Source organism: Marichromatium purpuratum 984, assembly GCF_000224005.2.
GTDB lineage: Bacteria > Pseudomonadota > Gammaproteobacteria > Chromatiales > Chromatiaceae > Marichromatium > Marichromatium purpuratum.
In genome coordinates, this window is sequence record NZ_CP007031.1 from 2411420 (window position 1) to 2436097 (window position 24678).

At 67.5% G+C, this 24678-nt stretch carries 20 protein-coding genes; 3 read left to right on the forward strand and 17 right to left on the reverse strand.

The annotated features are described in order from the left end of the window. Nucleotides 1-52 precede the first annotated feature (52 nt). Nucleotides 53-535, forward strand: a complete 483-nt coding sequence (locus MARPU_RS10490; RefSeq protein WP_005223374.1) for a DUF2939 domain-containing protein — start codon at nucleotides 53-55, stop codon at nucleotides 533-535. A gap of 19 nt (nucleotides 536-554) precedes the next feature. Here MARPU_RS10490 and MARPU_RS10495 read toward each other — a convergent pair whose 3' ends face one another. The 17 genes from MARPU_RS10495 to MARPU_RS10575 all read right to left on the reverse strand — a co-directional run bounded on the left by MARPU_RS10495 (nucleotide 555) and on the right by MARPU_RS10575 (nucleotide 22163). Next, the gene (locus MARPU_RS10495; RefSeq protein ID WP_005223371.1) at nucleotides 555-2222 is read right to left on the reverse strand and encodes a PP2C family protein-serine/threonine phosphatase; all 1668 of its coding nucleotides are present in this window, start codon (nucleotides 2220-2222) and stop codon (nucleotides 555-557) included. 2 nt (nucleotides 2223-2224) lie between these two features. Further along, nucleotides 2225-2980, reverse strand: coding sequence for a type 2 periplasmic-binding domain-containing protein (locus MARPU_RS10500; RefSeq protein WP_005223369.1), 756 nt, complete (start codon nucleotides 2978-2980; stop codon nucleotides 2225-2227). Beyond that, the gene (locus MARPU_RS10505) at nucleotides 2977-3816 is read right to left on the reverse strand and encodes a GGDEF domain-containing protein (RefSeq protein WP_005223367.1); all 840 of its coding nucleotides are present in this window, start codon (nucleotides 3814-3816) and stop codon (nucleotides 2977-2979) included. The genes MARPU_RS10500 and MARPU_RS10505 overlap by 4 nt, the downstream gene beginning before the upstream one ends. Nucleotides 3817-3828: 12 nt before the next feature. After that, on the reverse strand, nucleotides 3829-4236 hold the full coding sequence (locus MARPU_RS10510) for a DUF1987 domain-containing protein (RefSeq protein ID WP_005223365.1): 408 nt from the start codon (nucleotides 4234-4236) through the stop codon (nucleotides 3829-3831). A gap of 7 nt (nucleotides 4237-4243) precedes the next feature. Continuing rightward, nucleotides 4244-4798 carry a SiaB family protein kinase gene (locus MARPU_RS10515; protein ID WP_005223364.1) on the reverse strand — a complete coding sequence of 185 codons (555 nt, stop codon included), beginning with the start codon at nucleotides 4796-4798 and terminating at the stop codon, nucleotides 4244-4246. A gap of 76 nt (nucleotides 4799-4874) precedes the next feature. After that, entirely contained in the window at nucleotides 4875-7208 is a 2334-nt protein-coding gene (locus tag MARPU_RS10520) for a hypothetical protein (RefSeq protein WP_005223362.1), read from the reverse strand. Nucleotides 7209-7329: 121 nt separating this feature from the next. Continuing rightward, complete coding sequence (locus MARPU_RS10525) at nucleotides 7330-8190, reverse strand: FAD-binding oxidoreductase (RefSeq protein WP_005223360.1); 861 nt, start codon at nucleotides 8188-8190, stop codon at nucleotides 7330-7332. A 56-nt stretch (nucleotides 8191-8246) separates the two neighbouring features. Then, nucleotides 8247-8462, reverse strand: a complete 216-nt coding sequence (locus tag MARPU_RS10530) for a hypothetical protein (protein ID WP_005223357.1) — start codon at nucleotides 8460-8462, stop codon at nucleotides 8247-8249. After that, on the reverse strand, nucleotides 8455-9045 hold the full coding sequence (locus MARPU_RS10535; protein ID WP_005223355.1) for an electron transport complex protein RnfA: 591 nt from the start codon (nucleotides 9043-9045) through the stop codon (nucleotides 8455-8457). Before MARPU_RS10535 ends, MARPU_RS10530 begins: the two co-directional genes overlap by 8 nt. Then, nucleotides 9035-9694: an electron transport complex subunit RsxE gene (gene rsxE, locus MARPU_RS10540; RefSeq protein ID WP_005223353.1), complete on the reverse strand. Its 660-nt coding sequence runs from the start codon at nucleotides 9692-9694 to the stop codon at nucleotides 9035-9037. The genes MARPU_RS10535 and rsxE overlap by 11 nt, the downstream gene beginning before the upstream one ends. After that, entirely contained in the window at nucleotides 9695-10396 is a 702-nt protein-coding gene (locus tag MARPU_RS10545) for an FMN-binding protein (RefSeq protein ID WP_005223351.1), read from the reverse strand. 34 nt (nucleotides 10397-10430) lie between these two features. Continuing rightward, nucleotides 10431-11474, reverse strand: coding sequence for an RnfABCDGE type electron transport complex subunit D (locus MARPU_RS10550; RefSeq protein ID WP_005223349.1), 1044 nt, complete (start codon nucleotides 11472-11474; stop codon nucleotides 10431-10433). A 165-nt stretch (nucleotides 11475-11639) separates the two neighbouring features. Then, nucleotides 11640-12980 (reverse strand): electron transport complex subunit RsxC, encoded by a 1341-nt coding sequence (gene rsxC, locus MARPU_RS10555; RefSeq protein ID WP_005223347.1) that lies wholly within the window; start codon nucleotides 12978-12980, stop codon nucleotides 11640-11642. A 135-nt stretch (nucleotides 12981-13115) separates the two neighbouring features. After that, nucleotides 13116-18062, reverse strand: a complete 4947-nt coding sequence (locus MARPU_RS10560) for a 2-oxoacid:acceptor oxidoreductase family protein (protein ID WP_005223345.1) — start codon at nucleotides 18060-18062, stop codon at nucleotides 13116-13118. 168 nt (nucleotides 18063-18230) lie between these two features. Beyond that, nucleotides 18231-19097 carry an RnfABCDGE type electron transport complex subunit B gene (locus MARPU_RS10565; RefSeq protein ID WP_025275280.1) on the reverse strand — a complete coding sequence of 289 codons (867 nt, stop codon included), beginning with the start codon at nucleotides 19095-19097 and terminating at the stop codon, nucleotides 18231-18233. 317 nt (nucleotides 19098-19414) lie between these two features. Then, complete coding sequence (locus MARPU_RS10570; RefSeq protein ID WP_005223342.1) at nucleotides 19415-21010, reverse strand: imidazole glycerol phosphate synthase HisHF; 1596 nt, start codon at nucleotides 21008-21010, stop codon at nucleotides 19415-19417. 181 nt (nucleotides 21011-21191) lie between these two features. After that, nucleotides 21192-22163, reverse strand: coding sequence for a MerR family transcriptional regulator (locus MARPU_RS10575; RefSeq protein WP_025275281.1), 972 nt, complete (start codon nucleotides 22161-22163; stop codon nucleotides 21192-21194). Nucleotides 22164-22322: 159 nt separating this feature from the next. On the opposite strand from MARPU_RS10575, the gene MARPU_RS10580 reads away from it, so the two are divergent. Further along, a complete protein-coding gene (locus MARPU_RS10580) occupies nucleotides 22323-23432 on the forward strand; it encodes a polyamine ABC transporter substrate-binding protein (RefSeq protein ID WP_005223340.1) in 1110 nt (369 codons plus the stop codon). Between the two features lie 22 nt (nucleotides 23433-23454). After that, nucleotides 23455-24588 carry an ABC transporter ATP-binding protein gene (locus MARPU_RS10585; protein WP_005223339.1) on the forward strand — a complete coding sequence of 378 codons (1134 nt, stop codon included), beginning with the start codon at nucleotides 23455-23457 and terminating at the stop codon, nucleotides 24586-24588. Nucleotides 24589-24678: the final 90 nt, after the last annotated feature.

Genomic DNA, 24678 nt, shown 5'->3' on the forward strand with positions numbered 1-24678 from the left:
TTGCGGTTAGAATGCCCCATCGATTCCCGCCCTGACCTGATGAGGAGCGACGATGCGTTTTCTCGGCTATCTGATCCTGCTCGCCGTGCTCGGCTACGGGCTGTGGCCCTACTATGCCGTCTACCAGCTCGATGACGCCATCAACCAGGAGGACACCAGCGAGCTGGCGGCCCTGGTCGACCTGCCGGCGATCCGCGACAACTACAAGACACGGATCGCCGATGGCGTCGAGGGTATGCTGCCCGCGGGCGAGGCCGGCGGAGTGATGGACTGGTTGCGCCGGAACGTCGGCGAACTCGGCGACGCCGCGCTCGAACAGGCGATCACCCTGCCCTGGGCGCGGCAGACGCTGCGCGAAGCGGTCGGACGCGCCACCTCGCAGACTCCACCCTATCTGCTCGCCGGCATCGATTACGCCTTCTTCGAGTCCTACGATCGCTTCCTGGTGCGCATCGGCGAACTCGGCAAGGCGCCGACCCACATCCGCCTCGAACTCGAGGGACGCGAGTGGCGGATCACCGACATCATCCGCTGACCGACCGGACCGCGACGGCTCAACGCGGCTGGAAGCCGATCAGGGTCATGTCGTCGCGCCGCGGCTCGTCGCCGCGATAGTCCTCGAGCAGACGCTCGACGGCGGCGAGCTGCTCGGCCAGACCGAGCCCGGCGTGACGCTCCAGCCAGCCCGCCAGACGGCGGCGACCGAGCAGCCGCCGGGGCTGCCCGCCCATGTGGTCGGAGATGCCGTCGGTGAGCAGATAGAAGCGCGCCCCCGGCGCCACCGCGATGCGGTGCACCGGGATCTCCTCGGGGGCCGGCAGACTGCGGTAGCCGAGATGCGCGCGCGCACCGCGGATCGTCTCCACCCGCCCGGCAGGGTCCATGCACAGCAGCGGGATGCCGGCACCGGCGAAGCTCAGCTCGGCGCGCGCCGGCTCCCAGATCACCGCCGCCGCCTCCAGCCCGTCGTCCGACTCGGCCTCGGGGTGATCCTGACGCAGTCGCGTGCGCACCACGGCATCGATCGCGCGCAGGATGGTCGCCGGGTCGGCGCTGGCATGATCGCGCAGAATGTCGGTCATCGCCGAGGCCAGCACCAGGGTGATGAAGGCCCCCGGCACGCCGTGCCCGGTACAATCGGCGATCAGGATCAGATAACGCGCGTCGTCGAGCCGCTCGAGCCAGAACCAGTCGCCGCCGACCAGATGCAGCGGCTCCCAGCACACCTGGATCTCGCGCACCCCGTCGCCCAACGCACCCTTGTCGGGCAGCATCGCCGTCTGGATGCGCCGCGCGTACTGGATGCTCTCGACCATCATGCGGTTGGCCTTGCCCAGTTCCTGATGGGCGGCGTCAAGCTCACCGAAGGCCCGCTCGAGCGCATCGCGCTGCTGCTCGATCTCCCGGGTACGCCGCCGTACCCGCGCCTCGAGTTCCTGGGTGAGCGCGGTCAGCTCGAGCTGCGCCCGGTCGCGCTGATCGAGACCGCGCTGCGAGGCGGCGAACAGCTCACCGAGGCGCGCGCGCAGCAGCCCGAACTCGTCACCGCGATGATGAGGCAGACGCGGCGGCGCCCACCCCCCTGGACGCGCCGGATCGACCGCTGCGATGGCGCCGACCAGTCGTACCAGCGGGCGGGTGATCATCAGATAGAAGAGCAGCGCGACCAGCACCGAGATCACCAGCGCACGCGCCAGCCCGAGCAGCGCGTCGCGCCCGGCCTGGGCGAGGAAGCGCTGGGTCAACACCGCCGCAGAAAGCTCGACCTCGAGGGCTCCGACCGGCTCCGCATCAGCGCCAGCGAAGCCGTAATCGAGCGTCAGACGCATCCGGGTGACATCGGCAAACAGCCACGACCAGTCCTCGGCCAGCGCAGTCGCTGCGGGTTCGCGCACCCGTTCGGCGAGCACCCGACCGAAGTCGTCACGCAGCTCGGCGCGACGCATCGAGGCGCTGGCGAAGAGCCCGTCGACGAGCTGGCGACCGAGTTCGGGATGGAGCTGATAGAGCGCCTCGGAGGCCGAGCCCTCGACCAGGGTGAGGGTCTCGCGCAGATCGCGCTCGACATCGGCGCGCATCCCGCGCCAGTCGAGGAAGAGTTCCAGCAGCCCCACCAACATGCCCAACAGCAACACCACCGCCAGGGTGACGGCCGCCTGGCGGAAGGTCAGCCCGCGCCAGAACGGGACCTCGGGCGGGGTGGCATCCTGTTGCCCAGGCATACTCAATGCGCCTCCAGCGCGACGGCGCCGAGACCATGGGCGCGTCTGATCGCCTCGACCCGCGCCGCCTCGCTCGCCAACCAGCGGTCGAAGCGTGCCAACACCTCGGGGTGCGCCCGGGTGGAGAGACGGTACTCACCCTGTGCCAGCGGCAGCCCGGGATCGAAGGCCAGGGCATCGGCGCGACCGAACAGCCGACGCGACTGCTCGGCGGCGACCGCGACATTGGCATAGGCGGCATCGATCCGGCCGCTGTGCAGCTGATTGAGCAGCGCGGCAAAGCCGGCGTTCTCGCGCAGCACCGGCGTGCCGGTCTCCAGGCGCGAGTGCCAGGCACAGGGGGTGAAACCGACAACGATCCCGAGGCGCCGTACCCACTCGTCTCCCTGCCCCAGGGACTCGGGCCGTACCAGGGTACCGTCGATATAAGAGACCACCGGGGCGCTGTAGTGGAACGCTCGACCGCCGCGTGCCTCGGTGCGCCAACTCGGATCGTCGGGATAGAGGAAATCGACCTCGTCACGCAGTAGGCTGACGACCATCCGCGGCACCGGCAGCGGTTTGTACTCGAACTCGATCCCGGCGGCGACGGCGAAGGCATCGAGCAGCTCGCGGGCGAAGCCCTCGAAGTGCCCGGTATGCGCGGCATAGTGCGGCAGATAGTCGATGTTCTCGACCCCGATCACATAACGCTCTCCGGCGGCCTGCAACACCCCCGGGAGCAGCATCAGCAGCAGTGCAACCAGCCGCGCGATCATGCGTCTGGAACGTCCTGCCCGCTCGCGCCGGGCAGCTCGGTCTCGGCCAGCTCGACGCGGTCGCGCCCGTTGCGCTTGGCGACGTAGAGCGCCCGATCGGCGCGCGCGATCGCCCGCTCCAGCGGCTCGTCGACGGCGACCTCGGCGACGCCGATGCTGACGGTCACGCGCAGCCGCTCGCCCTTCCACTGGGTCTCGGCCTCGGCCACCCGCGCCCGCAGCCGCTCGGCGACCTCGGCGGCAGCCTCCAGGCGGATCTCCGGGAGCACCGCCATGAACTCCTCGCCGCCGAAACGTCCGGGGACGTCATCCTCGCGCAGCGCGCTGCGAAACAGGGTGCCGAAGTGCTCGAGCACCCGGTCGCCGGCGACATGACCGTGGACGTCGTTGACCCGCTTGAAGTGATCGAGGTCGAGCAGCAGCACCGACAAACCGCGCCGATGACGGGCCATGCGCTTGAGCTCGTGCTCGCCGAGTTCGAGCAGGTGGCGACGGGTGTGCAGTCCGGTCAGCTCGTCGACCGAGGCAATCCGGCGTAGCTCCTGCTCGAGCTGCTCGCGCCGCTCGATCTCCTTGACCAGGGTGGCATTGAGGGCGTTGAGTTCGCGCGTCTGCAACGACAGGGTGCGGTTGGCGTCGTGCAGATCGAGCTGCATGCGGTCGCTGATGCGCACCAATCGGCGTGACTCGTGATAGCCGTCCTGATAGGCGCGGGCGAGCTGACGCACCCCCTCGGCGACCTCGTCGAGCCGCTCGAGCATCGCCTCGGCCTGACGGATCACCGCCTGCTCATGGGCATAGAGCGAGAATTCTTCCTCGGACTCGTCGGCGCTCATGATCGGTGCCGGTCAGTCATCATCGAATTCGCAGAGTTCGAACAGGGCGTGCTCGAAGTCCTCGCTGAAGTCCTCACCGAATTCCTGCATGGTGTCGTCCTCGACATGGTAGTGCCAGCGGATGCGCACCCCGAGCCCGGCGCCGGCGGCCCGCTCCAGGCGCTGGAAGATGTTCATCAACGCCTTGGCGCTGCTGCTGTTGAAGTAGGACATGCGCAGCTCGACCAGCAGCGCGGGAGACTGACCGGTCGAGGCCGTGGCGAGAAAGGCGTCGAGCGCCTGGATCACCGGACCGAAGAAGGCCGCGGCGTCCTCGGGGTAGGACTCACCCTCGATGCGCAGACGGCGATTGGCGAAATCGAACTCAAGCAGCGGCGAGCGTTCGGTCGGTGCGCGATACAGCGTCTCCAACGTCTCCATCCTTCTCTCAGATATAGGCCTTAAGACAGAAGAAGGAGCGAGCCTCGGTGACTTCTACGAAGCCGAACTCGATCGGATCGGTCGAACGACGCGCGATCTCGATCAGCCCGATGTTGCCCCCCCGGCTGTCATCCTCCACCGGGGCGCGCAATCGCTCGCGGTAATAGGACTTGAGCGAGTCCTTGTCCATCGAGGCGAGTTGCTCGAGTCGGCGCTGTAGCTCGGCGGCCTCGTCACGACGCACCATGTTGGCGCAGACGACGAAGAAGCGGTCGCGTTCGCGACCGACCACCACGATCCCCGAGCTGAGTTCGACCGGCTTGCCGAGGTCGCCCTCGACCCGCTCGGCCGAGTAGCGGATGATGTTCTGCACCTGTTCGACGAAGATCGAGAACACCCGCTTGATCACCCGCGAGTCGGCGTCCTCCAGGCTCATCTTCTGCTTGAGCGCCTCACCGAGCGAGAACAGGATCCCCTCGGAGAGATAGCCGACGAAGGAGAACACTACCCCGCGCTCCTGCAACTGCCGATGGAAGGCGAAATATTCCGTGGCGATCGACATGGCGGACACGACTCCTCAAGTCGGTGGGACTCGGCCAATTAGGGTAGAGGCTCCACTCCCGCCGAGGCAAGCGGAATCAACCCTCGACAGCCACGCTGCGTCGACGCCGAAGCGGGGTCTCGACCTGTAGTGGCAGCCCCATCAAGGCCAGCAGATAGAACAGCAGCGCCACTCTCGGGGCATCAAGCAGGGTGCCGAAGGTGCCCACCGCGAGGAAGCCGAGCAAGGCCAGCCAGACGGTGAGCCCGAAGGCCGGCGAGACGACGCGCCCGGCGAGCAGACCACGGGTGGCGACGAGCAGCAGCAGCGACAGCACGACGAGACCGAGCAGGCCGCGCTCGACCAGCAGATGGACCCAGAGGTTATCGGTGTGCCAACGTTGGTGGTCGAAGTCGGAATAGCTCAGCCAATGGTCGATCCCCGCACCGAAGTCGCCGTTGCGCACCAGTTCGCGCCCACCCTCGAGCGGCTGCAGCGAGACGTCGTCGATGTCGACCAGGGTCTGCGGCTGCTCGAGCAGACGGTACTCACGGCGATTGGCGAGGGTCAGCAGCAGCGGCGCGCGCAGCGCCTGCTCGAGAGAGCCGAGGTTGGCGCTGTCGAAGACGAACTCGAGCCGGCGCCACCGACCGGCGGTATCGGTCACCATCGGGGCGAAGCTGGCGCAGCGCGGGTTCCACTCGCTCGGCGCGATCATCTGACGGTGACACAGACGCAGCTGCAACTTGAGTTCGGGGGCCTCGGTACGCACCGCCAGGCGGAGCCGATAGGCAGTGTTCGGCTGCACCCGCATGCGTTGTCCAAGACGCATACCGCGCGCACCGGAGAGACGCAGATAGCGATTGTCCGCTTCGGTGGCGAGGCCCAGGGTGCCAAACTCCTGAGGGGCGCGCCGCGTCCACAGATAGCGCTCGGGAAAGCGCCCGGCGCCGACCCCGAGCAGCCGCTCGGACCAGTCCGCCGGCACCACCGCGAGCGACTCCTGCCAGTGCGTCAGCCGCGCCTGAAGATCGCTCCCGGCCTCGGCGAAGCGCGCCTCCATGCGACTGCCGAAGAGACTCGGGATGAAGGCCCCGAGGATCACGCACCAGAGCATCATCGCGAGGATACGATGGCGCGGCGCCAGCCGAGCGCCCCAGTCGCGTTCGAGCCGCCAGCCGATCATCGCCAGCAGCGCCACCCCGGCGACGACGATCGCCATTGCCAGCGGCAGTGGCAGGCTAGTCCACTTGCTGGTCGCCGCGCCGTGAGCGGCCAGCCCGGCCAGCGCCAGCACCACCGCACCACTCAGCCAGGCGAGACGGCGCACGGACACCCCGAGACCGGCGAGCCAGCCCGGCAGCGCCGCGACCACCAGGGCGAGGAGCGCACAGCTCATCGCCAACATGCCCCCGGAGCGGAACGACCACAACGCCATCGCCGCCGAGCCGGCCAGCGCCGCCAGGGTGAGCAGCGCCACCCCGCGCGGCAACACCCGACGTTGACGCCAGTAGCCGAGCAGCAAGGCCGCCGCCACCACCGCCAGGAACCCGAGATAGACCCCGCGCGAGAAGGTCACCACCATCGCGTAACAGGCGCCGAGCAGGACGATGGCGACCAGCGCGCCCCACCAGCGTGAGCGCGCCATCAGCAGGGCGAGCACCGCGAACGGCCAGGCGAGGCTGAGATAGCCGTCGATCGCGCCGCCACCGACGTGCATGTCGGCGAAGAGCGCGGTGACGCGATAGGCGGTGGAGAAGTCGAGCAGGGTGCCGAGCAGCGCATAGGGACCCTCGAAGAAGATCAGCTGGTGCAGCACCCCGCGCTCCCACACCACCACCAGCGCGACCCCGAGCAGCCCGATCAGCACCCCGGCGACGAAGCGCCGCTCGGCGCGCGCCGGATCGCGACCGCGCGCGGCCAGCCACAACGGATAGAGCAGCAGCGCCCAGACTAGCCCCTTGGTCAGACGCAGGGCGTTGAGCGGGCTGTAGTAGGAGACCAGCGCGTTGGCATCGAGCGGCGGCCAGGCGCCGCCGAGCCCGCGCCAGCAGCCGATCGCGGCGAGCACCATCAGCAGCAGCAGGAGCAACCGGGCGCCGGCGCTCGGGCGCGCCCGCCCTTCTCCACCACCGTGCCACAGTCCGGCGGCGAGGGTGCAGAGCAGCAGCGCATCGAAGGCGTCGACGAACAGCCAGCCGCTCCAGGGCGCGAGCTGGAGCAGCGGCAGCGCCACTGGCACCACCACCAGCCAGGCGTCGGGGTCGCGCAACAGCACCAGCAGGTAAAGCGCCAGCCCCAGCGCCAACCAGGGGGCGATGGCGGGGAAGCGCAGCAGGAAGGGGATCAGCGCCGCCAGCAACAGCAGCGCCGAGAGACGGCGCACCACTGACCAGAGGACGTTGGACGGAACGGATGGTGCGACGGACATGGCGTCGGCCTCCTGGCCGGTTGACGACATGGGGCTGGATCCGACCGCCAGCCTGACAAGCGCGGCGGTCGGGTTCAAGCCTGTCGTCAGTCAGGGCCTCCGGCCCCGACCACTGCGGGCGTCAGTCGTAGAACAGCTCGGACCAGCGCTGGTCGTCGATCAGCGACTGCTTGAGCGTCTCCCACGCCTCCTCGCCGCCGGCCTGCTCGGCCATCACCCGGTTGAACGCCTCGGCAGTCTTGCGCAGACCGGAGATGAACACCTGGGTGTTGGGTTCGCGCATCAGCCGCAGGGTCTCCTCGGCATGGGCCTCGAGCCCCTGCGCCAGTGCCTCGGAGGAACGCATCAGCGGCCGGGTGCCGAGCGCACGGAAGGCCTTGAAGGTCTTCTCGTCGTAGTAGTTGGCGAGGTCCGAGGTCTCGTCGTTGGCATACATCAGGTCGAGACCGGTACGACCGCCGTAGAACAGGCGCACCTGACCGTTCCAGTCGCCGCGCCGCTCGTAGATGTGCTGGGCGAAGGCACGGAAGGGCGCGATCCCGGTACCGGTGCCGATCATCAACAGGTTGGCCCGGTTGTCGAGCGGCATGCGGAAGGCGCTCGCATAGGGACCGGTGATGCTGATCTTGTCGCCGGGTTGGGCGTCGCACAGATAGTTCGAGGCGATGCCCGGATAGCGCTCGCCGCTGACCTCGTCGAGATAGAAACAGCGACGCACCAGCAGCTCGATCACCACCCCCTCGTCGAGCGGCATGGGTCGGGCGTTGGCGATCGAGTAGCGACGCATGTGCACGGCGTTGCCGAAGGGATGCGGCCCCGGCACCAGCACGCCGATGCTCTGGCCCTCGACGAACTGGAAGGCCGGATCGAGCACCTCGAGGGTGAGGTGACGGACCTCCTCGGTATCCTCCGGGGTGATGCGTCGCGAGGCCTTGATCAGGGCCTCGGTCTGCGGGCCGCCAGCGGCCTGTGATTCACTCATGTCAGCTCCTTAAACGCTGTCCTGCGACCCACGCGGGGTCGCGAGAGGGACGCCGATCAGAGACGATCGGCGTTGCACTCGCCGTGCACGGGGCCAGGCACGGCCACCTCGACCTCGCAGTGACCGCTGCCACAGGAGCAGCCACCGCCCTCGGGGCGGTAGGGGCCGAGCTGCGGATGACGCCGCGCGAAGCGTGCGTACAGCTGCTGCACCCCGACCCAGCCGGCAAGCACGACGAAGATGATCACCGGGACCAGCAACAACCTAGCCATGGCTGCCACCCAACCCGGCGAAACCCATGAAGGCGAGCGAGAGCAGCCCGGCGAGCATCAGGCTCATCGCCGCGCCCTCGCTGACCCGGGGCACCCGCGCCAGGGCGAGCTTTTCGCGCAATCCGGCCATCAGCATCAGCGCCAGGGTGAAGCCCACGCCGGCGCCGACGGCATAGACCAGGCTTTGCGCGAAGTCATACTCCTTGGCGGTCTGGAACAGCGCCAGACCGAGGATCGCGCAGTTGGTGGTGATCAGCGGCAGGAAGATGCCGAGCGAGCGGAACAGCGCCGGGCTGAAGCGCTTGACGAACATCTCCACCAGCTGCACCGCCGAGGCGATCACCGCGATGTAGCAGATCAGGCGCAGGAACTCGAGCTGCAGCTCGCCGAGCACCCAGTTGATGCCATAGGCCGCGGCCGAACTCACCAGCATCACGAACATGGTCGCCAGGCCCATGTTCCAGGCCGTCTCCTTCTTCGCCGAGACGCCGAGGAAGGGACAGATGCCGAGAAACAGCGCCAGCACGAAGTTGTTGACGACCGCGGCGTTGAGAAAGATCAGCGACAAGGGTTCAGCGTGCATATGCGCTCTCCGCGGCGGACTGCAGCTTGCGTTCCTTACGCAACCGCAGCCAGTTGAACAACAACAGCCAGGCACCGAGGACGAAGAACCCGCCCGGGGGCAGGATCATCACTACCCAGGGCTGGAAGTCGGCGCCGAACAGCGGGATGCCGAGGATGGTGCCGCTACCGAGCACCTCGCGCACCGTGCCGAGACTGAGCAGCGCCAGGGTGAAGCCCGCGCCCATGCCGAGGCTGTTGACCAGGGTGGTGTGCAGCCGCTGCTTGGAGGCATAGGCCTCGGCGCGACCGAGGATCACGCAGTTGGCCACGATCAGCTGGATGAAGGCGCCGAGCGCGGCATACAGCTCGAGGCTGATGGCCTGGATGGCATAATCGACGATGGTGACGAAGGTGGCGATGATGACGATGTAGCTGGCGATACGCACCTGCTTGGGGATCCAGTTGCGCAGCAGCGACACCAGCAAGCTCGAGCACACCATCACGAAGGTGGTGGCCAGACCCATGGCGATGGCGTTGACCGTGGTGTTGGTCACCGCCAGCACCGGGCACATGCCCAGCAGCATCACGAACACCGGGTTCTCTTCCCACAGCCCGCGCACGAAGGTGTCGAGCGACAGGCTCTCTTGTTGGTTGGGCAGTTCAGCCATTCATCGGCCCTCGCTACGGTTCGGTTCGGAGAAGAGCGCCAGCTCGCGCTGCACCGCCGGTGCCACCCGCTGGGCGGCGTCGTTGACCGCGCGCGCCATGGCGTTGGAGGTGATGGTCGCGCCGGAGATGGCGTCGATCTGCCAGGGCTGGGTCTTGGTGCCGTGCTTGACCGGGACGATGGGGTTGGCGAGCGCCGTCCCGGCGGCATCGAGCCGCGCGTCCAGCGCCTCGAAGTTCTTCAGATACTCGGCATCGGTGGAGATCTTGTCGCCGAGTCCCGGGGTCTCGGTCGACTTCAACACCTTGCTGCCGATCACGCACTGACAGGCGGGGTCATAGCCGAAGAGGAACTGGATGACGTCCTGGTAGCCGCGCGCGGCGCCCGGGAAGGCAATGCCGACGAGTGCGCCCGCGGCATCGTAACCGGCGTAGAGATGGACGCCCTCGGCGCCCTCGCCCGCCGGCACCAGCGCATCCTCGGCGGTGAGCACGAAGTCGCGCTTGGCCACCGCGCCGTCGAGGACGTGGAACACCGCCTTCTCGGTCATCCGCCGCTGGTTCTCGGCGATGATCGGCAGGGTGAACTGATAGACCAGCACCACCAGCAGCCCGGAGAGCATGGCGATGCCGCCGAGGGTGCGCAGCATCGCCCAGGCCGGGGTGCTCGGCGCCGGGGTTTGGGTCTGTTGTTCGATCGTCATGAGTCAATGCCCGATAGAGGTTGGAGCCGGCGATTCATGCCTTGGGCCGCGAGCCGGCGCCGTAGACGCGCGGCTGGGTCCAGCCCGAGATCAGCGGACCGAGGGCATTGGCGAGCAGGATGGCGTACATCACCCCTTCGACGAGGCCGCCGAAGAGCCGGATGATCACCGTCAGCACGCCGATGAACAGGCCGTAGATGATGGCCCCGCGCGCGGTCACCGGCGAGGCGACCATGTCGCTGGCCATGAACCAGGCGCCGAGCATCAACCCGCCCGAGCAGAGCACGAACCAGGGCGAGGGATAGAGCGTGGGATCGAGCAGCCAGAAGGGCAGCGCGGTGAGCACGGCGCCGGCCATCACCGAGGCCGGGATACGCCAGTCGAGCATCCGCCGCCACGCCAGCCACAGCCCGCAGACCAGGATCAGCACGGCCGAGGTCTCGCCCGCAGAACCGGCGATGGTGCCGGAGAACACCTCGCCGAGCGGCAGCTCGATTTGCTGGAACTTCTGCAACGCCAGCGGCGTCGCCCCGCTCCAACCATCGAGCCCGAGTCCGGCGATCCAGTCGGCGACCGGCACCGGCTGCATGAACGGCAGGGTCAGGGTCGAGGGGATCAGCTCGGAGAAACGCTCCGGGGCGAAGGCCGGGGTCCAGGTGGTGATCGCCACCGGGAAGGCGGCCTGCACGAAGGCGCGTCCGACCAGCGCCGGATTCATCACGTTGTAGCCGAGCCCGCCGAACAGCGCCTTGCCGAGGGCGATACCGACGAAGGCGGCGACCGCGGCCATCCACAGCGGGAAGCCCGGCGGCAGGGTGAGCCCGAGCAGCAGCCCGGTGATCACTGCCGACCAGTCGGAGACGGTGTTGCCCTGCCCCGAGAGACGCGCGAACAGCCACTCGGTGGCCACCGCGACCACCGTGGTGGTGATCAGCAGCAGCAGCACGCTGAGGCCGAACTGATAGACGGCGAAGGCGCTCACCGGCAGCAGCGCGAGCACCACCGAGCGCATGATCTGATCAACCGTCAACACCTTCTTGAGGTGCGGCGATGTTCTTATTTCGATGCCTTTAGCCATAGATTTTCGAAACCGCAACGACGCCGGGGCGTCGGAATATCCTGAGGTCCGCACGCCACCGGCCGGGGCCGGGGCGACGGAGGTCCTGGGGCACGGGGCGACGCCAACCCTCGCCTCCATGCCCGCGTGGCACGGGCCGGAAGACGGTCATGACGCCCGCCCCTGCTACTTGTCCTCTCGGTTGATCGCCTTGGCGATGCGGAAATACTGGGTCAGCGGGATGTTCGACGGACACACATAGGCGCAGCAGCCGCACTCGAAGCACTGGTCGAGGTGATAGTGCTCGGCCATCGCCGCATAATCGCGCACCTGCGCCAGCTCGCCCAGCACCGAGGGGTTGAGCGAGATCGGGCAGGCCTCGACGCAGGCGCCACACTTGATGCAGGGGTAGACCTTGCGCTCGGCCAGGTCGAGATCCTCGCGTTCGAGCACCACCACCCCGGAGACGGCCTTGGTCACCGGCACGTCGAGCGAGGCCACCGCCATGCCCATCATCGGCCCGCCGAGGATCACCTCGCCGAAGCTCTCCTTGAGCCCGACCTGCTCGAGCAGGAAGCGCACCGGGGTGCCGACCGGCACCATGAAGTTGCCGGGGCGCTCGATGCCGGGGCCACTGACCGTGACCACGCGCTCGATCAGCCCCCGCCCCTTGGGCAGCAACTCGCCCATCTGCGCCAGGGTGCCGACGTTGTAGACGGCCACGCCGACATCGGCCGGCAACCCGCCGACCGGCACCTCGCGCCCGGTCAGGCTCTTGATGAGCATGCGTTCGGCGCCCTGCGGGTACTTGCTCTGCACCGCCTCGGCGGTGATCGGCAGGTCCGCGGGGAGTTCGCGGCGCAGATGCTCGACGGCATCAAGCTTGTTGTCCTCGACACCGATGACGGCCCGCTCGGCGCCGGTGGCACGCAGCACCAGCTGGATGCCGCGCACCAGCGCCGCGGTCTGTTCGAGCATGATGCGGTGGTCACAGGTGAGATAGGGCTCGCACTCGCAACCATTGACCAGCACCGTCTCGATGGTGCGCCCCTCGGGGGGCACGAGCTTGACGTGACTGGGGAAGGCGGCGCCACCGAGCCCGACCAGACCGGCCTGCTGCACGGCAGCGACGAGCTCGGCGCGCGACATCGCCGTCAGATCGGGGGCGCTGTCGAACAGCACCCGCTGGCTGGCGGCCTGGTAGACCTTGAGGAAGATCGCCGGGGCCTTGGGGCCAGCGGCGGTGGGAGCCAACCCGATGTCGCGGATCACGCCGGTGGCCGGGGCATGCATCGGCACCGAGACATGACCATCGGCCTCGGCGATCGGCTCGCCACGCACCACCTCCTGACCAACGCGCACGGTCGGGATGGCCGGCTTGCCTTTGTGCTGCTCCAGCGGGATCACCAGCTCCGGGGCAAACGGCATGCGTCGAATCGGCTTGTCCGCCGTCAGCTCCTTGTGCTCGACGGGATAGATCCCGTGATCGAAGGTCTTGCGGCGTGGAAAGATGCTGAATAGAGCCATGCGTCAGTACTGCTGTGTGATCGACACCCGAGGGTGTCTGGCGAACGGGGGCACGCGGCGCCTGACGCGGCGCCGCGTGCGCATTCCTCTAGCGTGGCCCGGCGTCAGGACGCCGGGCGGCCAGGGGCGGTCGACTTACTGGAACTTCTCCGCACGCTTGACCAGCTTGTCGACGCCGGGCTCGGACGGGTTCCACGGGGTGCCGGGGTGAATGCACGCGGCGCTGCACTTCTCGGCGGCCTTGACGATGTCCTTGAACGGACCGGCCTTGGGGTCGACGATCTCGGCCTTGCGCTCGGCGTTGTAGCGGAAGATCGACGGGTTGATGTTGACGCACTCGTCACAGGCGGTGCACTCGGGCGTCTCCACCCACACCGGCTCCCAGTCGGCGCTGCCGTTGGCGCCATTGGCACCGTTGGCACCATGACCGTTGGCACCATTGGCACCGTGACCGTTGGCACCGTTGCCATTGCCGTTGCCGATCAGCGCATTGATACCACCGCCCTCGCCGCCGGCCATCGCCAGCAGGTTGGCGGTGAGCTTCTGCGCCATGTCGGCCTTGGCCTCGTTGCGCACGCGGTCGAGGTCGATGCGGTTGAGTTCGCCACAGAGCCCGCGCAGCTGCGCCCAGAACTGCTGGCGCTCCTCACAGCTGAGCACCAGCTCCTGCGACACCAGCACGCGCATCAGGCGGTTCTTGCCGTCGACGCCCCAGATGTAGGGGAAGCGACCCTCGCGATCGTCCTCGTCGAGTTCGAGGAACTCGGCCATCGGCACCATGGAGTCGTTCCAGGTCTCCGGCGGTGCCTTGCGGAAGTGCTTGCGGAAGCGGCCCTCGGTGAGCGCGAAGTCAGCGAAGGTCAGCGGCACCTCGAGGCTGGCCGGCTCGCCGTCCTCGTTGGTGTAGTCGATGCTCCAGCTGATCCAGTCGCGCTCGATCTGCGGGTTGCCCTCGATCGAGCAGCACTCCTCGAAGGTCGAACCGGCATCCGGGTCATAGCGGAACAGCGGGTAGGCGCGCGACTCGACGGCCATGCGACCCTGACGGTTGGACATGTCGTCGCCGATGCCGTGCTCGGGCTGACAGCTGGTGTAGACGTTGAACAGGGCCGGGTGGCGCGAGTTCAGACCGTCGATGTAGCCCTCGAGCAGGTGGGTGAGGTGCGAGGCCGAGCTGTTGAGCACGAAGCTGGTGCGGTGCGCCATGCCGATCAGACCCATCTCCTTGCGGATCTCGGTCTTGCCCTTCCACGCCTTGCCGTAGGGGCTCATGTCCGCGACCTGGCCGATGAAGCCCGAGGTACAGGCCTGACCACCGGTGTTGGAGTAGACCTGGGTGTCGAGCACCATGATCTTGACCGGGTGGCCGGACATCAGCGCGCGCGAGAGGTTCTGGAAGCCGATGTCGTACATCGCCCCGTCACCGCCGACGGCGACCACCGGCGGGCACAGCAGCCACTCCTCGTCGCTGAAGTCCTTCCAGCCGAAGTAGGTCAGGTCGCAGGCCGGATCGGCGGCGTTGTAGCGCCCCTCGAGTTCCATGCGGGCCTGACGGATGGCCTTGAAGCCCTCGCCCATCTTGCGCATGTGGCCCTCGAACAGACCCAGCGCCATCGACGGCGAGTCCTGGAACAGATGGTTGGCCCAGGGGAAGGGATAGGGGCTGTAGGGGAAGGTCGCGCCCCACACCGAGCTACAGCCGGTGGCGTTGACGATACCCATGTTGGCGCGCGGCTGAGCGCTGGTGTACTGCGCCTTGAGCTGACGCAGGGTGTCGAGCAGACCGGTCACCCACTTCAGCCACTCCGGGTCGACCGGACGCGCGCCGTTGCCCTGATCGAGTTCCGAGGTCAGGCCGCTGAGGGTCAGGTCGCTGTCCTTGTGCTCGTCGAGCGCCTTGGTGATGGCGGCGGTGTTGCTGAGGTCCATGCTCTCGGCGAGCTTGAGCCGGACATGGGTCTCGAGACGGTTGATGAGGTCGTCGAGCTCGGCGAGATGACGCTTGACGCGCGGCTGCATCAGCGCGGTGACGGTCGAGGTGAACAGGTGCAGCGCGGTCTTCTCGCCGCAGCCCATGCACGAACCGTCGCCCGAGACCATCGACAGATAGTTGGTCTTGTCGAGCAACAGGGTCTCGAGTGCGCCGACCTTGTCGTCGAGGTCGTCGATGCGGATGAAGTCCGGGTCGGTGGTCGGCAGATCGAGCCACATGTCCCAACGCGCCTGCATCTGGCGGATGCTCTCGTCGGTCTGCGGCTCGGCGACCAGGGCGCCGTCGTTACAGACGTCGATACACTCCATGCAGCCCTTACAGGTATAGGGGTTGACGGTGATGCTGAACAGCCCGCCGCTGCCCTTCTGCTGCTTCTCGCGGTTGCCCCAGTAGGGCTTGGTGACGGCGAACTGGTAGTCGCCGAGCGCCTGCATCAGCAGCCCGAACTCCTGCTCCAGCGCGGCCTTCTGGCTCTCCTCGCCGGAGAACTCGGCGAGCACCTCGAGGATCGCCTGATCCATCAGCTGGCGCAGGTCGGCCGCCTCGCCGTTGATGTTGATCAGCGCACGCAGACGCTTCTCGACGTTGCGGCTCTCGCGACGCAGGTGCTGGGTGGGCATGCTGCGCTCGACGCGCAGGATCGCCGCCGAGAAGATATCGGAGACGCTGTTGACCAGACCCGGCAGCGCGCTGTCGGGACACACGGTGAAGCAGTTACCGCAGGCGGTGCAGTTCTCGGGGATGAACTTGGGGTACTCGAAGCGGATCTGGGTCATGTCGCGATAGACGCCGCTGGCTGCGGGCATCAGCGACAGCGCCATCTGCGGGTCGGCGAGGTTGTCGTTGCCCTGACCGCTGGCGTAGAAGGAGCCGGTCTGCTCCCAGAAGCGGTGCACATCGCTGATGCCGCCATCGCCCTCGGGCATGGCCTTGAGCATCACCGGCAGCGCCGGCTCCTGACGCGGCATCAGCTGGCCGGCGACCAGCGGCTTGTCGACGATCTCGACGATCTCGTCGAAGCCACGCCGCACGATGCGCAGGTTGTCCTGCACCACGCGCTCGCCCTTGGCACCGAACTTGGCGCGCAGCTGCTCCTCGATGGCCGCAAACAGCCCGGCCTCGTCGAGCCCGGAGCGCTCCATCAGCGGCGAGGCGGCGAAGAAGGCACCCTGGAAGGCGTTACCCTGCATGCGGAACTGCAGCTCGGGATTGGAGGCCTCCTCGCGAGCGATCTTGAAGCCGTCGATGAAGAAGACGCGAATCTCGTTGTCGACGATGAACTTGCGCGCCGACGCCGGGAAGCTCGCCCACACCTGCTCGGCATCGTCGAGGCTCGCCTGGATGACGAAGCTGCCCTTGCGATCGAGACCGGCGAGCGGGTTGGAGTGGGTGAACACGTTCGGGTCGGGGCAGAGCACCACGTCGACGTAGGTGTACTCACAGTTGAGCCGGATCGGCTCGGGCGCGGCCGAGAGGAAGTAGGTGGTCGGCTGCCCCTTCTTCTCCGAGCCGTACTTGGGGTTGGCGCGGATGTCATAGCCGAGCAGCTCGTAGAGCGTCATGGCGAGGTTCTTGCCGGTGGTCACCGCACCCCAGCCACCGACCGAGTGCATGCGCACCGTCACCGCGCCCTTGGGCAGCAGGTTGGGGTTCTCGCTGCCGCGCAGCGCCAGCTCGCCAACGTTCGGGTAGGCGTCCTTGAGGCTCTGGATGCGGATCTCGTCCTTGGGGTCGACCGGATCGCGCACGAAGTCGACCGAGAGATAGAAGAACTTGCGCTGGGCGCCGCCCGGCACCATGTTCTCGACCGCGGCGATCAGCCCCTCGGGCTGCAGGTCGCGCGAGCCGAGGCCATAGCTGGCGGAGTAGAGACGCGGCATCTCGCCACGACCATAGCTCGGGTAGTCCGGGTAAGGTGCCGCCTCGCCCTTCTCGATCATGCCGTTCTCGAGGGACTTGGCCAGCGCCGCGCGCACCTCGCGCATGATCGGCAGGTCCTCGGCGAGCGGCTGATCGGTACGCTCGAGCACCGCCACGCCCTTCTTACCCTGGATCATCGCGGCGATCAGCTCGCCCGGGAAGGGCCGGAACATGGTGAGGTTGATCACACCGATCTTCAGGCCGCGAGTCTCACGCAGATAGTCGGCCACCGCCTCGGCCTGGGTGACCATGCTGCCCTGACCGAGCAGCACGTAATCGGCGTCCTCGAGGCGGTAGCCCATGGCGCGGTGATAGCGACGGCCGGTGAGTTCAAAGAACTCGTCCATGCACTGGTCGGTGATCTCGGCGATGTGATCGAAGAAATAGGGGCGCTGCGCCGCGACCGCCTGCATGTAGGCGTCCTGGTTCTGCACCGTACCCGAGGCGACCGGGTTGTCGACGTCCCACACCAGCGGCACGCGCCGGCGGGTCGCGCCGTAGGCGAGGCGCTGGGCCGGGGTCGGCGACTCGATGATGTCGTCGGGGCGACCGCAGAACTCCTCGACCAGGGCGCGCTCGGGCACCTGCAGCGGCTCGATCAGATGGGTGGTGAGGAAGCCATCCTGGCCGACGGCGGCCGGGGTCAGGCTGAGTTCGGCGACCTTGCGCGCGATCAGGTTGAGGTCAGCGGCTTCCTGGGCGTTCTTGGCAAAGACCTGGAAGAAACCGGTGTCGTCGATGCAGTGGTAGTCATCGTGCGCGCAGTGCACGTTGAGACTGGCCTTGGTGATGGCACGTGCGCCGATGTTGAGCACATAGGGCAGGCGCTTGCCGACGGCCGCGTAGAGCGACTCGTGCATGAAGGCCACGCCCTGCGCGGAGGAGAAGTTGACCGCGCGCAACCCGCTCATCGACATGCCGGCGGTGACCGCAGCGGCGGCGTGCTCGGACTCGGGCTCGACGAAGATCAGCGGCTGCCCGGAGACATTGACATGCCCCTTGGCGACCTCTTCGGCCCAGAATTCGCCCATCTGGGTCGAAGGGGTGATCGGATAGGCACCAGCGGCATCGGATGCCTCGCGCTCGCACATGATCACGGCAGTATTGCCGTCCATCGCCATACGGGTGCCAGGATACTTGTACTGCTTATCGTCTTTCTTTCCGAACATGGGCCTTCTCTATTGTTGAACCACCGAGGCGCCGGCGTCGGAACGCCTGTGCGCAAAGCGGGTTTTGATCAGAATTCTTGCGCTCCGAATCGAGCGGCCTGGATCTTGATGATGTGGAGGCGAGGCGGCGAGCGCAGCTCGGTGCGATCGCCGCGGGCCATGCGCGAGTCAAGCCATGGGTAGTGCCGCCTTGCGCACGACCTTGCGGGCATCGCGCCCCTTGGTGACGACACCACCCGGTTCGAGCCAGACGATGGCCCCGGTCGGACAGCGTTCGATCGCCACCTTGGAGGCGAGCGCGTTCTTGTCGTAATCGAGCACGGCGAGGTTGTCGCGGATCTCGATCAGTCCTTCGGGAGAGTCCTGGACACAGCGGCCGCAAGCGGTACAGGCGACCTCGCACTGGTGCTCGACCTCATCACCAGCGTCCAGGCTCTTGCAAGCAACCCACAGCCGGTGGCTGACCGGGTGGATGCTGAACAGGTCCTTGGGGCAGACGGTCACACAGTCGCCACAAGCGGTGCACTTGTCCTCGTCGACCACCGGCAGGCCATGGGCATCGAGCGAGAGTGCGCCGAACTGACACACCTCGACACAGTCGCCCATCCCCAGACAGCCCCAGGAACAGCCCTTGCCACCACCGCCGACCAGGGCCGCAGCACGACACGAGGAGATGCCGCCGTAGGAGGCGCGGATGTAGGCGACGTGGTCACCACCGGCGCAGGCGAGCCTTGCCACGCGCTTCTCGGTATTACCCAGGGAGACGCCGAGGAAATCGGCGATGATCTGGTTGGTGTCCTTGGCGTTGACCGTGCACTTGCCGGGTTCGACCTCGCCCTTGACGAGCAACTCGGCGAAGGTGCGACAACCCGCTTCACCACAGGCGCCGCAATTGGCCTTGGGGAGCAGGTCCTCGACTTGATCGATACGAGGATCCTCGTAGACATAGAAGCGTCTGTTCGCCACCACCAACATCAGGGCGAGCATGAGGCCGAGCGCGGCCATGAATCCTACTGCGGTCAGGATGGTTGCCATATTACTACTTGAGATTCCGGCGAAAGGCGGTCTGGACAATTCGGCGCCCGGGATGCGCCGAGGTGCGCGACAATCACGCTGCCTGGCCGACAGACCAGGGGCCGTGCCAGGGAGCGGAGCGTTGCCACGGCCAGAAAAACCTGTGGGAGTTTACGAAATTATGATCTATTGACTTTCGTAATTATATAAATCGTAAGTATTAGGTAAAGCAAGAAAAGATTCTTTCGGCTCTCGATTCTCACTCCACGACAACTCGCAAACCGCCCCGGAGCGGGGTGCACGCATTGGCGACGACACCCATGCGCACACCCCGTCGATCAGCGCAGCCGGGTCTCGAGACCGCGCTCGCGCAGATAACTCTTCACCGCTTCGATCGGGACCTCGCGGCGGTGGAAGATGCCGGCGGCGAGCGCGGCCTCGACCCCGGTGCGCTCGAACACCTCGGCAAAGTGCTCGACACAGCCGGCGCCGCTGGAGGCGATGACGGGGATGCGAACAGCCGAGCGTACCGCACCGACCAGCTCGAGGTCGAATCCGGCGCCGGTGCCGTCGCGGTCGATCGAGTTGAGCAGGATCTCACCGGCACCGAGGCGCTCGCACACTCGCGCCAGCTCCACGGCATCGATGTCGCGCCCCTCGCGCCCGCCCTTGACGGTGCACTGGAACCAGCAATAGCGCTCGCCGTTGGGGCCGGCCTCGGCGGTCTCGACGGTGTGATGGCGGGTCTCCTCGGGGCGCTCGACATAGACCCGGCGCGGATCGATCGAGACCACCACCGCTTGATTGCCGTAGACCTCGGCGATCTGCTCGATGGCGCTGGTGCCGTCGCCCTTGCCACCGCGCGCGAGCGCCTGCTCGGCGATGTGCACCGCCTCGGAGCCGATCGAGACCTTGTCGGCGCCGGCACGGAAATAACGGTCGGCGACGTCGAGCGCCGAGTAGTGAGTGCCCTCGGCGTCGGAGAAGGCGCGGATGCCGCCGCCGATGGTCAGCGGCACGAACACCCGCTCCGAGGCGCGCTCGAGCACCTCGAGCATCGGCTGGTCGGCGAGCGGGAAGTCGCGGAAACCGGTGATATTGAGGAAGGTCACCTCGTCGGCGCCCTCCTCGTAGTAGCGCGCGGCCAGCTCCACCGGCTTGCCGAGGTTGCGCACCGCGCCGGACTCGCGCACGTCGTACTGATCGCCCTTGGTCACCACCAGATCGCCGGCATCGTTGGCACGCACGTCGAGACAGGCGATCACGCGCCGCGCCAGCTTGGTCGGCGCCGCCGCGGCCTCGCGCACCGCCGGGGTCTCGGGTACCGCATCACCGGCGAGGAAACGGCGCAACAGCCGCAACCCCGCCGCCCCGCTCTTCTCCGGGTGGAACTGCACCGCGCCGACCTGACCGCGCTGCACGGCGCTGACGAAGGGGCTGCCGTAGTCGCTGCTCGCCAGCACCCAGTCGGCGTTCTCGGCGCGCTGCTCGGCGCGGAAGGAGTGGACGAAATAGAACTTCTCGCCGGCATAGTCGGCGAACAGCGGCGAGTCGCGCTCGACGCGCACATCGTTCCAGCCCATGTGCGGCACCGCCAGCTCGCTGTCGTCGAAGCGGCGCACCTGCCCCGGGATCAGCCCCAGGCCGGCGACCCCGGGACACTCCTCGCTGCCCTCGAACAAGGTCTGCAGACCGATGCAGATCCCCAGATAGGGGCGTCCGGCGGCGAGATATTCGCGCAGCGGCTCGACATAGCCGAGTCGGTGCAGGCGCTCCATGGCCGCGCCGAAGGCGCCGACGCCGGGGAAGATGAGGCGTTCGGCCTTGAGGATGTCCTCGGGGCGTTCGATCTCGGTGAGTGAGAAGCCGAGGGCGTGAATGGCGTTGCGCAGGCTACGGACATTGCCGGCGCCATAGTCCAGGAGCGAAATCATAGCTAGAGTCCGAGACGGTCCAATGGTGTTGACAGCGGGCACCCGGCGGACCCGGGCGCGGGCGGGGAGCGAGGCGTCGTCCCACGGCGCGGCGGCAAGCCCCGCACGACAATCTCCCGTGAGGACGCGACGGGCCGCGTGGCACGGAAGCCGGTCAGTTTAACCGCAACCGCGGCGCAGATCAGTCCTTATCTTGACCACAGGTGTCGCCGGCCAGCAACGCGAGCGTGCGCGCCAGGGTGTTCTCAAGGATCGCGCGCGCGTGCGCGGTGGAGCGATAGAGCGCGGCGTGGAGCAGTGCGTTCTCGCTGCTGCGACTCTCGCACTCGGCACCGTAACGCTCGAAGGCGGCCAGTGCCTGGATCAGGTCGACGAGATGACGCGGACACTCGCAGCGGGTATGCGAGGCGGCGGCGATCTCGATCAACTCCGAGTCGGAATAGCGCCGCGGCGGCGGCCCGTAGCCGAGTTCGGGATCGAGACCGGCCACCGCGGCCCCGGGCTGCAACGACAGACAGCAACGGGCCAGCTCGGCGGTGGTCAGGGGCGCGCGACGCGCGATCATCCCCAGCGCCTCGAGCCGGCTCAGCGTGGCGCTGCTGGAGAACACATAGACCACCACGGTACGTGCTGCGCCGGCATGCATCTGCAGTCGCCGGAGATCGTCGAGCTGATCGAGATGCAGGGTCGGCTGCTCGACCACCAGGACATCGGGACACAGCGCCAGCGGTTCGGCGAGAAAGGTCGTAGCGGTGTCGAAGGCGCGCTCGAGCACCACCTCCTCGGGCAAGCCGCCCTCGAGGCGCAACCGCTCGCCCAGCGCCGCGCCGACCACCATCACCCGGCACGGCAGGCGGGCACGCATCGCCGGCTCGAGCAGGTCCGGGCCCTGCAGACGTCCGCGCAACTGAGCGAGATCGAGCCGTGCCACGCTGCCGATGGCGTCGCCACGATCGACCAAGCGCTTGATCAGGGTCAGGCGCGCGACGTCCTCGACGCTGTAGAGACGGACCCCGGAAGGCGTGCGCGCCGGGCTGGCCACCGCGTAACGCCGCTCCCAGACCCTCAGGGTCTCGGCCGGCACCCCGGTCAGCTGGGACACCGAACCGATGCGAAACCGCTGCTCATCGAGCTGTCTGTCGTGCGCTGTCAACCGCCCCTCCACTGATGTCATCAACCGGCACTCATTATGAGGCCTCGCGCGCCCACCTCCACCCCGTCGTCTTTCGCCATTCGGATAATGCCAGCGGACCCACGAATGCAGTACGATTGCGCGCTCGAACGAACCTCCACCACCACGACTACTTCTTCCATGGGGATCGCGCACGTGCGTAAGCTCGCCAACCTCCTCCTGTCGCTGTCGCTCTGGGCCGTGGCGCCCCTCGGTCTCGCCGAGGAGCAGGTCCATCTCTACAACTGGAACGACTACTTCGCCGAGGACACCCTAGAGACCTTCGAGGCTGCTACCGACATCCGTGCGGTGCTCGATCTCTACGACGCCAACGAGATCCTCGAGGCCAAGCTGCTCGCCGGCAGCAGCGGCTACGACCTGATCTTCCCCACCGCGCGCCCCTTCGCCGCGCGTCACATCCGCGCCGGGCTCTATCTGCCGCTCGACAAGTCGCAGCTGCCGGGGCTGGATCGACTCGATCCCGAGATCATGGCCAGCCTCGCCGAGATCGATCCCGACAACGCCCATCTCGTTCCCTACATGTGGGGGACCTCGGGGCTCGGGATCAATCGTGCCAAGGTCCGCGAGATCCTCGGCGACGAGATCCCGCTCGACACCTGGGCACTGGTCTTCGACCCGCAGATCGCCGCCAGGCTCGCCGGTTGCGGCATCGCCCTGCTCGACGACCCGACCGAGGTCTTCTCCGCCGCGCTGGCCTATCTCGGCAAGGACCCCAACAGCCTCGAGCGCGCCGATCTCGACGCCGCCGCCGAGCTGATCAAGGGCGTCTACCCCCATATCCGCTACTTCCACTCCTCGCAGTACATCAGCGACCTGGCCAACGGTGACCTGTGCATCGCCCACGGCTACTCGGGTGATGTGCTGCAGGCCCAGGAGCGCGCCGACGAGGCTGGCAAAGGCGTCGAGGTGATCTATCGCATCCCGCGCGAGGGCGCGGCGATGTGGACCGACGTGATGGCGATCCCGCGCGATGCGCCCAACCCCGAGGCCGCGCACGCCTTCATCGCCCATCTGTTGCAGCCGGCGGTGATCGCCGCCGTCTCCGACTACGTCTATTATGCCAACCCCAACCTGGAGGCCACCGCATTGGTCGACGCCGCGCTGCGCGAGGACCCGGGCATCTACCCGCCGGCCGAGGTCAAGGCGCGACTGTTCGTGCCCAACCAGCGCAGCGACCGCGAGATCCGCGACCTCAACCGCCGCTGGACCCGGCTCAAGGCCAACCACTGACGTGGCGGAGCGCAACTCGTCCATGCCCATCGCCCTCGACCGCCGCAACCTCGACACCTGGCAAGACCCCAAGGCCACGCCCTATGTGCGCATCGAACGGGTCAGCAAGCGCTTCGGCGAGCACCATGCCGTCGAGGACCTGAGCCTCGACATCTTCAAGGGCGAGTTCTTCTCGCTGCTCGGCAGCTCCGGGTGCGGCAAGTCGACCCTGCTGCGGATGCTCGCTGGGCTCGAGTACCCGACGGCGGGGCGGATCTATATCGACGGGGTCGACGTCACCGACGTGCCGCCCTACTCGCGCCCGGTCAACATGATGTTCCAGTCCTATGCGCTGTTCCCGCACATGACGGTGGCGCAGAACATCGAGTTCGGGCTCAAGCAGGAGCGGCTCGGGCGCGGCGAGCGCGCCGAGCGGGTCGACGAGATGCTCGAGCTGCTGCGCATCGCCGAGCTGCGCCGGCGCAAGCCCGAGCAACTCTCCGGCGGCCAGCGCCAGCGCGTGGCGCTGGCGCGCAGCCTCGCCAAGCACCCCAAGCTGCTGCTGCTCGACGAACCGCTCGGCGCGCTCGACAAGCGCCTGCGCGAAAACACCCAGTTCGAGCTGGTCAACCTCCAGGAGCGACTCGGCATCACCTTCATCACCGTCACCCACGATCAGGAAGAGGCGATGACCATGTCGACCCGGATCGCGGTGATGGACGCCGGCCAGATCATGCAGGTCGACACCCCGACGGCGATCTACGAATACCCCTCGTGCCGCTTCGTCGCCGAGTTCATCGGCTCGATCAACCAGTTCGAGGGCAAGGTGGTCGAGAGCGACGGCGACCAGCTGCTGATCGAGACCCGACTGGGCCGGCCGATGCAGGTGCGCAACTTCCACCCGCTCGCCCTCGGCACCCCGGTGACGCTGGCGGTACGCCCGGAGAAGATGCGCCTGTGTCTCGACTATCGCGAGGACGGCGTCAACCAGCTCCGCGGCGTGGTCGAGGACATCGCCTATCTCGGCGACGTCTCCATCTACCGGCTGCGCGTCGAGGGCCAGCGCGTCGAGATGACCCTGACCAACACCCAGCCGCGCACCGAGCAGGTGCTGACCTGGGACCAGGAGGTCGCCATCGAGTGGTCGCCGACCAGCGCGGTGGTGCTGACCGAATAGCCCAACGCGCGCGCCGCGCCATGCACCACACCCGCCCGCGCCGCACCGGCCCGGGCGGGTGCAGGCGTTGCATCGCACCGCCCCGAGGCC